The organism is Pseudomaricurvus hydrocarbonicus (genome assembly GCF_011602365.1).
Taxonomy (GTDB): domain Bacteria; phylum Pseudomonadota; class Gammaproteobacteria; order Pseudomonadales; family Cellvibrionaceae; genus Pseudomaricurvus; species Pseudomaricurvus hydrocarbonicus.
Genome location: NZ_JAAONZ010000007.1, coordinates 109451 through 122608, shown reverse-complemented (window position 1 = coordinate 122608; position 13158 = coordinate 109451). Strand labels below are relative to the sequence as shown.

The following is a 13158-nucleotide window of genomic DNA, read 5'->3' as shown; positions in this document are numbered from 1 at the left end:
TATCAACATTTTTCATGTTTTAATTCTTGCCAAAGAGAAAGATCCAATCCGGAAGTAGCACAGCAATTCAGTCCTGTAGGTCTTATTGCCCTGAAAACACACCTTTTTGGGATGCATTTTCCTCTTGTCGCTGCCATTAGGCATGCTGCCTCAATCCATTATACCAATAGTGTATTAAGCACTCTGGATTGAATGCCTTTTATACTGATATCGCAGTGAGAAAATCGACCACACAAGATATGCAAGCAACAGACGTGGGATGAACACAGCAATAACAAAGGCTCAGGGACATATGATTTATCGCTAATGCGATTTTTACGACACTCTTACTACAAATGTTCATTTCAACCTGCTCATTATGTATTATCGATACTGCTAATAAAGACAATAATTTTTCAGCAAGGTGATTAAATATGATTTCTAAAAATATAATTTACGATTTTTTATCGCCACATATCATCTCGATAAAATATCTTCAGCCTTATTTTATGAAAATATCGTTTGATTAAAATCACTTTCCTTCGATCGGATTTTATAACATCGATACTAAGTATTTATTGCCTTTGTTTGTAACTAGCTTTGGATAACCATAGAAATCAACAACTCAGTAAATGTGTCCGTCAACAGGATTTTCTGATGACAAAAATAAATAAAATAAATATATCAAGCTTAAGAGGAACAGATATGTCTAGCCATAATCAACCAGCGTTCAAAAAAAATGCCTTATGCTTAGCAGTCAGTGGGTGTGTTTTTATCAGCTGCCTGAGTCCTATAGCAAATGCTCTGGAAATTGAAGAAATTGTCGTCACCTCACAAAAGCGTGAGCAAAGCACTAACGATGTAGGCATGTCTATTACCGCCCTCAGCGGTGACACTCTTAAAGAATTATCCATTGATGATGTCTCAGACCTGGCGATTGTCACACCGGGATTAAACTACAGTGATTCTGGATCAGGCACACCCGTTTACACCATGCGGGGTGTTGGCTTTAACGAGGGTAGCCTGCAGGCCACTTCAACCGTCGGAATTTACAACGATGAAGTAGCTGTGCCTTTCCCAATAATGAGTAACGGCCCAATGATGGACGTTGAGCGTGTCGAAGTTATGAAAGGCCCCCAAGGCACACTTTTTGGTCGAAATTCAACCGGCGGAGCAATCAACTATATTGCCAATAAACCCACAGAAGTGTTTGAAGCGGGTATGACTTTCGGTGTCGGTAACTATGAGACATACGATGCGGAAGGCTTTGTTAGTGGCTCGATCAGTGATGCCGTGAGAGCCAGACTCGCGTTCAAAACCACTCAATCCAATGAAGGTTGGCAAGAGAGCGTAAGCAGTAATGATACTTTGGGAGAAAAAGATAAAACCGGAGTTCGTTTGTTAGTAGAAGCTGACCTGTCTGAAAATGTTGATGCCCTGTTAAGTTTAAATTGGTGGGCAGATAAATCAGACACTATCGCACCACAGGCTAATCAACGCGCCTGGCAAAGAGAAAGCAATACGGCCGTTGTCAACAAGATTGAAGAATACTGGTCCATTGATTCCAGAGACGACAACAGTATTGCTGATTGGACTAGAAACTCTGACTTCTCACGTGATCATGAGCAAAAAGCCGCTTCACTGACTTTAAATTGGCATATTAATGATGATCTGACACTGACGTCACTGTCAGGTTTTTCAAACTTTAAAGATCATGGCTCCAGCCACAGTCGTGATGGTTGGGGCGGGGCACCGGTTTCAGACCCAGAGATTGAAGATCTGATCAACAATCTGGCATTGGCGAATGGCTACGTTCCAGAATCATATCTAACCAATTCCGGTTACACAATTGTCGCCGACATTAATGCTTTTTCACAGGAGCTGCGCTTATCAGGCAGTAACGACACGGTTACCTGGCTCGCGGGTGCCTACTACAGTACCGACAAGGTTGAATCTACAACGCGTCTTAATCATGATCTGGCTTCAAACACTAACACAGAAGGTGGTGTCGGAGGATTCCAGAGAATTAATTACTTCACTGATCAGGAAGGGGAATCTATCTCTGTATTTGCCCATACTGAGTGGCAACTTACTGATCAGCTGAATTTAACCGTAGCCGCTCGCCAGTCTCATGATGAAATTGACTTTGAAGGGTGTTCTGCTGACATCTACGGTGATATGGCTCAGCTTTTTAATGGCATCTTCGGCACAGACACACAACAGGGCGAGTGCTATACGATTCTTCATGATACAGATCCCCTGGTATCCGGCAGCAGACCTAAAAATCTTAACGAAGACTCTACCTCGGCCAAGCTTGGATTAAACTATTTCCTTAACGAAGATGTCATGCTCTATACCTCTTACAGCCGGGGTTTCAAATCTGGTTCTTTCCCAACACTGGCAGCCAGCACGGATCTGTCACTGGAGCCGGTGGTACAGGAAAAGTTGATTGCGCTGGAAGTTGGCGTTAAGGCCACCTTGTTCGACGGAGCAGCTCAGTTTAATGCGGCGGCATTCAGCTATGACTATACCAACAAGCAAATGCTGACTAAGACCCCTTCTGCTTTCGGCTCTGTGTTTATTTTGGCGAATATACCTGAATCCAAAATTAATGGTGTTGAGTTTGAGCTACAGTCCAGTCCCATGGATGGCTTATTTCTAAGTTTGGCAGGCTCATATCTGGAAACGGAAGTGGAAGAATTTACCGGGTACACTCAAACCGGCCTTACGCCTGTTGATCTTTCCGGTTCAGAATTCCCATTCACACCAGAATTTCAGTTTACGGCTTTGGTCAATTATGAACATGATATCTCGGACAACTTGATAGCCTCTATCGGTGCCGATGTCTCCTATTCCGGAAGTACGCAGTCCGATTACGCCAGCAGTGAAGCACCTCTGGATCCTGTCTTCGAGCTGGATTCTTACACTTTGCTGGGTCTTCGTGCCGGATTACGCGCTGCAGACGATCAATGGAGTTTAATTCTCTGGGGCCGCAATGTAACCGACGAATTCTATGCTAACAACACCATGAAGAGCACCGATAGTATTCTACGCTTCAATGGCATGCCTGCTACTTATGGCCTGACCTTTTCATACAACTGGTTTTAACCTTAAGGTCGTTTCTCCAGTCGCGGATGCGACTGGAGAAATTTTTTGACACATCAATGCTTTGGCAAAAAATGAAGCTCTTTCCAGCCAGAGCTTGCGTGTACGAAGCGGATACTGAACTTATAAAAATTAACCACTTCAGTATCAATGGCCATGAATTTTATGCCCCCATATTGTGTCTAAACCGGCCATTTTTTCATCCACAACTTAATCTCTACCGCTACTTTTCCTTTAATAACCTGGAAGCTTTATTAGACAATTAAAGGTGACGCGAAGTATCAGTTTCAAGCTAGTGACTCTGTTTCACTACCTGTCAAGATTATTAGCAATAGGAATAAAGAAATGACATCACATAATCGCCAATGGTTGCTCCGCAGTCGACCAAAGGGTTTATTACAGATGAACAACCTGGAGCTGGTTAATGGTAATCACGATGTACGTCCTCTGAAGAGCGGCGAGATACGAATTCGCAACCTTCTGTTTCAGTGTGCCCCCACTATGCGCAACTGGATGTCAGAACCAAGTAATAGCCTCTATCGGACCATTGATCTGGGGACACCCGTTCAAGCTCTGGCGGCCTGCCGTGTTGTTGAGTCACGGAACTCTCGTTACCCCGTAGGATCTCGAATCATCATATCGAGCTGCTGGAGCGAGTATGACATCATTGATGTTTCTGAATTATCACCGAAATTTATACCTGAGGGTATCAGCGCTATCGAGTCCGTCGGTAAATTGGGCATCAACAGTCTTACAGCATATTTCGGGATTACACGTATCGGTCAGCCACGTCCGGGGGAAACATTGGTCGTCTCAGGTGCGGCCGGTTCCACGGGCTCGGTCGCAGCTCAAATCGGCAGGCTCAAAGGCTGTCGGGTCATCGGCATAGCCGGAGGCAAGAACAAATGTGATTGGCTTATGAATGAATGTGGATTGGATGGCGCCATTGATTACCACACTGAAGATGTAAACTCCGCGCTTAAAGATCACTGTCCGAATGGCATCGATATTTTTTACGACAATGTCGGTGGTCAAATATTACAGGCGGCTGTAGACAATATGGCAAAATTTGGTCGGATTATTTTGTGCGGTCAGATAGCTGCTTATAATCAAGACGGCCCGGCACCTGCTTTCTCGAATATGATGAGATTGATCTATGGAAGTATTCACATGCAAGGTTTCCTGTATTCCGATTACCTGGATGATATTCCAAAAGCATTAAACGATCTCACATCCTGGATGCAGAGTGGGGATATCATTACCAGACTGGACGTGCGATCTGGATTCGAAAACTTGCCATCAATATTCAACGCCCTTTTCGACGGCAGTAATCAGGGTAGTCTTCTAGCGGTGATTGACGATGATGCACACGCTTTGGCCTAACGTTCTTATCCGGGAGACTGCATTAGAAATTCAGGTTCAACATTATCGTATAATGGAGACATTGATCATGAGGATCCTCCTTCCTCTAAAATAGAATTATAATACTCACTATACGGTTATCAGATATATGATGAATATTAGGGCAACGTATCAAAGCAGATGAATTTTTATCATAATATGTAGATCTCTTTGATGTCCGACTTATTGACAATTTTAAAACATAATCGAAAGGTCAATTTCTCTTATAATTAGGTATAAAAAATGGCAAATAACCGACTTGTTATGAATGGAGAGAAGTTTACTCCCAGTAAACTCTACAGGAATTATGTATTAGCCCTGCTGTTGGCGGCATATATACTGTCGTTTGTAGACCGGCTGGTACTGAGTATGCTGGTCGGCCCTATTCGTCAGGAATTCGACATTACCGACTTTCAATTCAGCTTACTTCACGGATTCGCTTTCGCCATTTTGTACTCATTCATGGGAATACCCCTTGGTCGAATTGTTGATTCTCACAGCAGACGTCTGGTTGTCTCTATTGGTGTATTTTCCTGGAGCGTGATGACCTGCCTTTGTGGTCTGGTGCAAAATATACAGCAACTTTTTATAGCCCGAGTTGGTGTGGGTGTCGGTGAAGCCAGCCTCTCGCCCGGCGCCTATTCATTACTAGGTGATTATTTCAAAGCGGAAAAACTGCCTAAAGCCCTTTCCATTTTCGCAATGGGCGTTACTCTGGGTGGAGGCCTGGCCTATATCATCGGCGGTGCCGTTTATCAATTTTTTGCCAGCGGTAACGGCAGTTCAGTTTTTATGTTGGGTTCGCTAAAACCCTGGCAAAGTACATTCATTGTTGTCGGTCTGCCAGGCTTTATCATAGGCCTGTTGTTACTGTTTATTAAAGAACCCGCGCGCCAAAACATGATGAAGCGTAGCGATTCATCAACAACAAAGTCTCTTTCTTTCAGCGAGATCTCATCGTTTTTGCTACAAAGAAAACGTGCTTATCTCGGCTTGATGTTGGGTGCTTCAGCCATATCCATTGTTGGATACGGCATACTCTCATGGTACCCCGAATTTTTACAGCGCACGTATGACATGCCAAAAGAAGAAGCGGGTAAGAAATTTGGACTTATCTTTCTAATTGCAGGCGCATCGGGCACTTACGCAGGAACGTTTTTTTCTGATTTTTTAAGAAAGATTGGATATGTTGATGCCAACATGCGAGTCACCATGCTAGTCTCGATTGCCGCCTTCATTCCAGCGGTTTTAGGCCCCCTTTCTGCCAACCCTAATATCGCTTTGATCTGTGTCAGTATCGCCATTTTCTTTCATTATGCTTATTTAGGCCCAGCACTAGCCGCATTGCAAATTATAACTCCCAATCAAATGCGAGGACAGGTGGGAGCGCTCCTCGTCTTTATGACAAACATAATGGGGCTTGCTTTTGGCGGCAGTCTCGTTGCTTTTTTTACGGATTATGTATTTGGCAGTGATCAGTCTTTAAACAAGTCAATAGCGATCATCTGCGGTGTATTCTACCCACTGGCTGCAGTCATTATTTATTCCGGTTTAAAAGCCTATCGGGAGTCTTTAAAAGAGGTTGGACATTGGAACATAACTTCAACCAATAACAACCTTAAGTGTTCTGAGAATTCGGCATGAAAGCAACAACGATTGCCAAATAGTTGATCACCCGGTGATTTTTTGCCCATCGAAAAATCACCTTGACCGGTACGCGGAATAATTTCATCAGTGAACTCCTACAATTCACCAGGTGCCGTCATTGACTGCCCCTAACGGGGTAGAAGGACAAAAAGAGACTACAAATATGCCGACAACTTTTAATCACACAAATCGTCACACACCCTGGATTGCAGTTGTCATCGCCCTCCTGTTCAGCTGTTGGGTTCAGGCAGAAAATAAGAAACCCAACATTCTTGTAATCTGGGGAGATGACATTGGTATCACTAATATCAGTCGCTATAGCCATGGGCTAATGGGCTACCAGACCCCCAACATTGATAGAATCGCCAATGAGGGTGTCCTCTTTACGGATTATTATGGGGAACAGAGCTGTACCGCTGGGCGCGCAGCCTTCATTACCGGCCAGCACCCCATCCGGACAGGCCTGACAAAGGTCGGTATGCCGGGATCGGACCGCGGATTGCGAGCTAAAGATGTCACCCTGGCCGAACTTTTAAAAGCTGAAGGCTATGCTACGGGTCATTTTGGCAAGAATCATCTGGGAGATCGAGATGAATTCCTGCCCACCAATCACGGCTTCGATGAATTCTTTGGCAATCTCTATCATATGAATGCCGAGGAAGAACCTGAAGATCCGGACTATCCAAAAGATCCGGAATTTCAGAAGAAATTTGGACCAAGAGGTGTCATTCACAGTTACGCCGATGGGCGGATAGAAGATTCTGGTCCACTTACCACCAAACGGATGGAAACGATTGATCATGAATTCCTGAAAGCCACCAATAATTTTATTGATAAAGCTGATCGTGCTGGAAAACCTTTCTTTGTCTGGTTTAATCCAACAAGAATGCATTTCTGGACTCATATCAGTAAAGAAGAAGAAGGTCTATCTGGTCAGGGATTTTATAACGACGCTATGGTCGCCCACGATCAACAGGTAGGTCAGCTACTCGATAAACTGGATAAAATGGGCATCGCTGATAACACCATAGTCATCTATTCCTCAGACAATGGCGTGCACTACAACACCTGGCCTGATGCAGGAATCACACCTTTTCGGGGTGAAAAAAACACCAATTGGGAAGGTGGGTTCCGAGTACCGGCTCTCGCTCGCTGGCCGGGGCACATTAAGGCCGGCAGCATTAATAACCAGATCATGTCCCACCTTGATTGGGTTCCAACCTTGATGGCCGCTGCGGGCGAAACCAATGTCAAAGAACAGCTCCTAAAAGGAAAAGAAGTTGGTAACAAAACTTTTAATGTACATCTGGATGGTTATAATTTTTTACCCCTCTTAACAGGAAAAAGTAACGATGCTCCACGTCGAAGCTTTTTCTACTTCAGTGATGATGGCAATTTAGTCTCCGCCCGAGTTGGCGACTGGAAACTGGTGTATGCCGAACAGCGAGCCAAACGCTTCGACGTATGGCGTGAACCGTTTGTGACTCTGCGCAGCCCCAAACTCTTCAATCTCCGTCGGGATCCCTATGAACGAGCTGACACCGATTCCAATACCTACAATGAATGGAGAGTCCGAAAGATCATGGCCCAAGGTGGTATTGCCATGATGGAAATTCGTAAATTTTTTGAGACTTTCAAGGAATATCCACCTAGCCAACGGCCGGCAAGTTTTACAATTGATCAGCTGGTGGAAGAATACATGAACTGGTGATACTAATGGGAGGTACTGTTGAACGTACACACAGCAGCTCTCTTCGTTCTGATCGTTCTTTCTCAGTGAAAAAAGCCGGTACCCTTTGCGGGATACCGGCAACTTGAGAAGAAACACAATGATTAAGCCATGTGTTAAAAGGATGCGCCTAGACGCACACCGTATTCCCGGGGAGCCCCGTAGAATTCTGTCGTGCCAAACTGACCAGACACATATTCCTGATCGGTCAGATTGGTGCCATACAATTCAACTTTCCACTGGTCATTGGTCAAGGTCACAGAGGCATTCACCAAATCCCGGCTCTCAAGAGTGTCAGAGACTTTCGAATAAGCCAGATAGGTAAATTGTTCATCCACGTGCGAATAATTGAACCGCGGTGTCAGGAAAAGCCCCTTCCCCAACTCAAACTCGTAACTGACGGATACATTGTATGTCCACTCCGGGGCATAAAGCGCATCCCCACCGGAGGTGGTTTGCTGGTAGGGAGCATAGTCAAAACACAGCGGTGGCGATGATGGTACACCGGCTGGACACTGCGGCCCCAGGCCATTGCCCGGCAATTGGCGCACATTGATAAACGTCTGTCCCGCCAGATCCGATTGGGTGTAACCGATGTTGCCGCTGATTGACAACGCACCAAAACGCGCCTGCACCTGAGCCTCCAGGCCTTTGATGGTCATGTCGGCCAGATTCTCAGAGCCTTCGACTCCGGTTGACGGCTCCAGCACCGCAAATTGAAAATCGCGGTAATCGTTATAAAATGCCGTTAACTGGGTTCGGATACGGTCGTCCATCGCACTGAATTTCCAACCCAGTTCATAACTGAGCACATCTTCGGCTGCAAATTCCGAGGTAGCGGAATTGAACCCACCGGGCTTGTAACCGGTCGACACTTGCGCGTACACCAGCTGACTGTCATCCACAAACCAGTTTAGGGCGACCTTACCCGTTGTACGGCTATCGTCATATTCCCCCGCTAAATCTGCGACTTTCAAACCTTCCGCTGGAAACCCCGGGATGCCCCGACCAATGTAAATCCCACCGCTGCCCTCAACTTCATAGGTGGAGTGACGCACACCCACCTGTAACTCCAAAGAAGGAATCAGTTCATAGTTACCCTGCGCAAACAGACCGGTCACGGTGCGCTCATTGCCACCGGGAATGTCGGTGGGAAATCCGGCCTGGGTATCCACAATCATGATGTCGATGTCGGTTTCCTGATAGTAGCCACCAACCACCCAGTCAAACTTGCCGTCAGTAGGAGAAATGATGTTAATCTCCTGGCTGGTTTGCTTTTCATTGGCATAGTAGTCTTCGTCAATATCGCCATTGGCAAAGATGGGTGCTGTAGAAGCGTCGACGTCGGATATATTGGTGATGGACTTATCCTGATAACCGCTTAACGATCTCAGTACCACACCGTTCGGCAACTCATAATTCAGCTCCAGGCTGTACATGTCGCCTTCATCCTCATAAGAGACATCTTCATCAAAGGCCAGGGTAAAAGCATCATCCGTGCGAAAGCTGCCATAGGTGGTACCCGCCACCGGCTGTGCTGCATACCCCCCGGTGTCACGCTTGTTGGTCTGGGCTTTGAACAGGGCTTCAAAATTTCCCGGGTTCCAAAGCACGCCCAACCGTGCGCTGTATTCATCCTGTTTACCCGCATCATTATCAAAAGGTCCAATGTCCTCGTAATAACTGTCACGATCACGTTTGAAGCCGGCAATACGGATCGCCAGATCATCAGACAGCGGAATGTTGATTGCCCCTTCCACCCCAAAATTGTTGTAATTACCCGCACTCATTTCTCCGTAACCACCAAACTCACCCAATTGCGGATCTTTGGTGTTAATAAAGATAGCGCCACCCGTGGCATTATTACCCACAAAGGTACCTTGAGGACCACGTAACACTTCCACCGTATCGATGTCGTAAAAGCTGCTGGATTGAACAATGGGCGGCTGAAACAAACCGTCTACATAGGTGGCAACACCTGCGGTAATGTTGGGTGTGTTGGTCGCAATACCAATGCCCCGAATATTTACACTTAACGTAGGGCCCGTATCCGTAACCGAAAGCGAAGGTGATGCCGTTTGTAAATCCTGAATTTTTGACACACCTTTGTTTTTCAACATGTCGCCATTAAACGCTGTCGCCGACAGGGGTAAATCCAACAGGTTTTCTTCCCGGCGCTGTGCTGTGACGACAATCTCTTCCAGCACCGCGGCGGAACCAGCAGTTTCAGCGTAGACCGCTGTACTCCCCAGACTGCCCATGGCGCTTAGTATCGCGCTCATTAATACCGATTTGTTTTTCATGGCCTATCCTCAATTGATGGAAATTTATTATTCGGGTCAACCGACCGTGCTGCGATAGCTATGAAGTTTTTACACACCACTGTCGGACCAGCTCTCTCATGAAGGTTTAAATCGTTGTTATGATGCTATTTGCTCTTTATTTGGGTTGCCATTTGGAAGCAGCTTCAAAAAAACTGAAAGTTTCCCGCATCGCCGCTTCATCCTTGTCCAAGGGTGGAAAGTAACTCATCTTGACGATCACGGTTTTTGTACTCGGATCAACAAAAATAAATTGCCCCTGCAAACCGATAGCGGAATAAGCCGGAGTGTTGGAAACCGTCCACCACTGGTAGCCATAATCCATGGGACCTTTTTCATCACCGGCTGGCCGTGTTGATTCCTCAATCCAGTCTGCGGAGACGATTTGCTTGTCGTTGATACGACCTTTATTCAGCATCAACAACCCCACCCGGGCATAGTCACGCAAGATGGCATTAAACCCAGCACCGCTGAATTCACGCCCTACCCCGGGCTGGCCATCCATAATAAAAAAGCCATCGGCTTCAGCACCCAGAGGCTCCCACAGGTGCTGAGCCATATACGCAGCGAGATTACTGCCGCCACTGACACGCTCAACCAGCAACCCCAACACGGCAGTATCAATGGTTTTATAGGCGAAGACTTTACCGGGCGGATGCGCACGTTTGATCGTTTTGGCAACATCCACAAAGCGAACCACATTTTTCACCAACGCCTGAATGTGGTTGCGGGCGGCAATGCCCGGGCTTTCAAAATCGTAGCTTTCCTCGTAGTCCACCCCGGAACGCATTTGCAGCACCTGACGAATTGTGACGCCCTTGTATGCTCCTTTTTTCAATTCCGGCAAATAGCGGGTAATGTCTTCATCCAGCGACTTAATACGCCCCTCTTCCAGGGCAATACCCACCAGCAGCGACGTCAGTGACTTGGTCATTGACCAACCCATAAAATGGGTTTGCGGGTTGCTGTGATTCAGGTAATTTTCGTAGACAATTTCACCGTCTTTCATCACCAGCAGCGCATTGGTGAAAGTCCGGTCCAGAAAGTCTGTCGGTGAATAGGTTTTGCCTTCAAATTTGTAGTCAAAATCCAGCGAGTGATTCGCCTCGGAAAGAGGCGTCACACGACCGGATCGCGATACTTGACGGGTCGTAAACAGCGTATCCATGCTGCGAAAGGTAAGGGTATTAATATCCCCATCGTTCATATGCCAGCGCGCATTTTGAATGGCCACCGGCACCTCGGATTTTGGGCCTATGGCCGCCACGTGGGGATCCAGCTCCAGTTGCGCCTGCGCCACAACCGATACCATCCCCAGGGCAAGCACCCCCCCCATGCGCTTTATAAAACGCGGCTTGACTGTTCTTTTCATCGTTTATTCACTCCTGGTGAACCCTGGTATTAAGCCTTGGCTTGGCTCAGGGCCATGCATTACATCTGAAATTCGATACTACTCAGGAGTCATAAATGCGTCATATCCAATATGAGATATGGCAGGAGGTTTTTTGGGAAAAAGACTGTCACCCAGTCAAATGGAGTTCATGCCTAAGTGCCAACATGAAGGCAATAGCCTGAAACGAAGCACTTTTTCGGTAAAACGTCTGTAAAGCGGCAACCCGCAGGCGGTCAGGGTAACCATGGGGAGAAGCTGGGCGTAGATGGGAGATCAGGCTGACCGTTGCAAGATTGACTTGCTGAAATCCTGGTTTAAGCGAGTTGGTATGGTGGCCGCAATGGATGAGCCTATGACTCGAACCAATTCAGGCTGTCGGTTGATCCCCAACTTGGCAAAAATGTTTTTCAACTGGATACGGGCAGTACCGACCGCAATGCCTTGCTGAACGGCATAATCGTTAGGCGATGCGCCATAGTATAAGGCAATGGCCAAACGAGCTTCCGCCGGTGTCAGGCCAAACAGTTTCACGATTTCCACAGCGGATAGGCTCTGGGCTGTATCTTGCTCAGTGACATACAAGGCAATGCAGGGGGATGCGGATTGACTGGAGCCGCTGCTGGCGCCCGTGGCGTAAATGGGCAGCGCCAATATCTGTAAAGGGTTATCCCATTGAGACCCCAGCGTAGTTACAAACCGCTCCCCAGAGTGTGATGGTGAGGACACATGTTCCAATAACTCAACCAGTTGTCGCTGTGCCTTGCTGGATGAGCAACGCAGTTTTGAACCGCTCATGGACAGGTGCGGGGAACGCTGCAACACCTCCCGCCCCCGGGTATTCGCCCAGCGTATCTCACCCGTACGGTCCAAAAACAGCATCGCGGAATTTAACTGCTCCATGGACTGGGTCAAGACATCGGCTTGCGTCTGAAATTGACCCAGTTTTTCCGACAATGAAACGGTTTGTTTTAAGTGTGGGGTGAGTCTGTGCAAGAAATTCACGTGTTCTTCACTAAAATCCCGTGCATCATCACTGTAGCGATGCAACAACATGCACAGACTACTGCCTTGCGAGTACTTAACCCCTAAAATAATCGGACGCCCCAACCCCAGCATGTGAAGACGTTGCTGTAACGCTCTGAATTCAGGATCATGGCAATTGCCATCGTCCTGAATAACAGCACTGTCAGACATCGGGACCGATCCCACATTAAGACGTGGGTTTTCGTCATTATTGACCAGACAGTCATGGGATTCAGCCATTTCAGTCGATACCGAATCCCTGACAACCCACTCCTGACTTAAGCGGTTATGGCACAATTTCAGCTTTTGGACAACGACACTGGCGACCTGCATTTCCTGCTTGATCTGGTCCAGTGCAGAGGTCCAGCTTTCCGGTTCCTCGGCAGATTGATATAAGGACGGCAAAACACGTTCCAGAAAGCTCACAGGAAGGCTACCTCAGCACGATAAATGGGGACTATGTTACCTAGCCTCGACATTATCAAAGAAACCGGTCATGAGCCAGACTTGTTGTTTCCGACGCTTCAGTGAAGACCCTCAAGGTCTGAGGAGTCCTCACC

The 13158-nt window shown here is 46.9% G+C and carries 7 protein-coding genes; 4 read left to right on the top strand and 3 right to left on the bottom strand.

Translation table 11 applies throughout. The annotated features are described in order from the left end of the window. Positions 1-636: 636 nt before the first annotated feature. The 4 genes from G8770_RS11330 to G8770_RS11315 all read left to right on the top strand — a co-directional run bounded on the left by G8770_RS11330 (position 637) and on the right by G8770_RS11315 (position 7843). Positions 637-3087, top strand: a complete 2451-nt coding sequence (locus G8770_RS11330; RefSeq protein WP_167186392.1) for a TonB-dependent receptor — start codon at positions 637-639, stop codon at positions 3085-3087. A gap of 342 nt (positions 3088-3429) precedes the next feature. Beyond that, complete coding sequence (locus G8770_RS11325) at positions 3430-4467, top strand: NADP-dependent oxidoreductase (RefSeq protein ID WP_167186389.1); 1038 nt, start codon at positions 3430-3432, stop codon at positions 4465-4467. A 261-nt stretch (positions 4468-4728) separates the two neighbouring features. Further along, the gene (locus G8770_RS11320) at positions 4729-6129 is read left to right on the top strand and encodes a spinster family MFS transporter (protein ID WP_167186386.1); all 1401 of its coding nucleotides are present in this window, start codon (positions 4729-4731) and stop codon (positions 6127-6129) included. A gap of 166 nt (positions 6130-6295) precedes the next feature. Further along, entirely contained in the window at positions 6296-7843 is a 1548-nt protein-coding gene (locus G8770_RS11315) for an arylsulfatase (protein ID WP_167186601.1), read from the top strand. 134 nt (positions 7844-7977) lie between these two features. Here the strand turns inward: G8770_RS11315 and G8770_RS11310 are convergent, their stop codons facing one another. The 3 genes from G8770_RS11310 to G8770_RS11300 all read right to left on the bottom strand — a co-directional run bounded on the left by G8770_RS11310 (position 7978) and on the right by G8770_RS11300 (position 13024). Next, the gene (locus tag G8770_RS11310) at positions 7978-10164 is read right to left on the bottom strand and encodes a TonB-dependent receptor (RefSeq protein WP_167186383.1); all 2187 of its coding nucleotides are present in this window, start codon (positions 10162-10164) and stop codon (positions 7978-7980) included. Between the two features lie 136 nt (positions 10165-10300). Further along, the gene (locus G8770_RS11305) at positions 10301-11554 is read right to left on the bottom strand and encodes a serine hydrolase domain-containing protein (protein ID WP_208022203.1); all 1254 of its coding nucleotides are present in this window, start codon (positions 11552-11554) and stop codon (positions 10301-10303) included. A 294-nt stretch (positions 11555-11848) separates the two neighbouring features. Then, positions 11849-13024 carry a helix-turn-helix transcriptional regulator gene (locus tag G8770_RS11300; RefSeq protein ID WP_167186380.1) on the bottom strand — a complete coding sequence of 392 codons (1176 nt, stop codon included), beginning with the start codon at positions 13022-13024 and terminating at the stop codon, positions 11849-11851. Between the last annotated feature and the right edge of the window lie 134 nt (positions 13025-13158).

Coding starts and splice junctions, on each gene's coding strand:
- G8770_RS11330 (WP_167186392.1), top strand. CDS start 637: ATGACAAAAATAAATAAAATAAATATATCAAGCTTAAGAGGAACAGAT.
- G8770_RS11325 (WP_167186389.1), top strand. CDS start 3,430: ATGACATCACATAATCGCCAATGGTTGCTCCGCAGTCGACCAAAGGGT.
- G8770_RS11320 (WP_167186386.1), top strand. CDS start 4,729: ATGGCAAATAACCGACTTGTTATGAATGGAGAGAAGTTTACTCCCAGT.
- G8770_RS11315 (WP_167186601.1), top strand. CDS start 6,296: ATGCCGACAACTTTTAATCACACAAATCGTCACACACCCTGGATTGCA.
- G8770_RS11310 (WP_167186383.1), bottom strand. CDS start 10,164: ATGAAAAACAAATCGGTATTAATGAGCGCGATACTAAGCGCCATGGGC.
- G8770_RS11305 (WP_208022203.1), bottom strand. CDS start 11,554: ATGAAAAGAACAGTCAAGCCGCGTTTTATAAAGCGCATGGGGGGGGTG.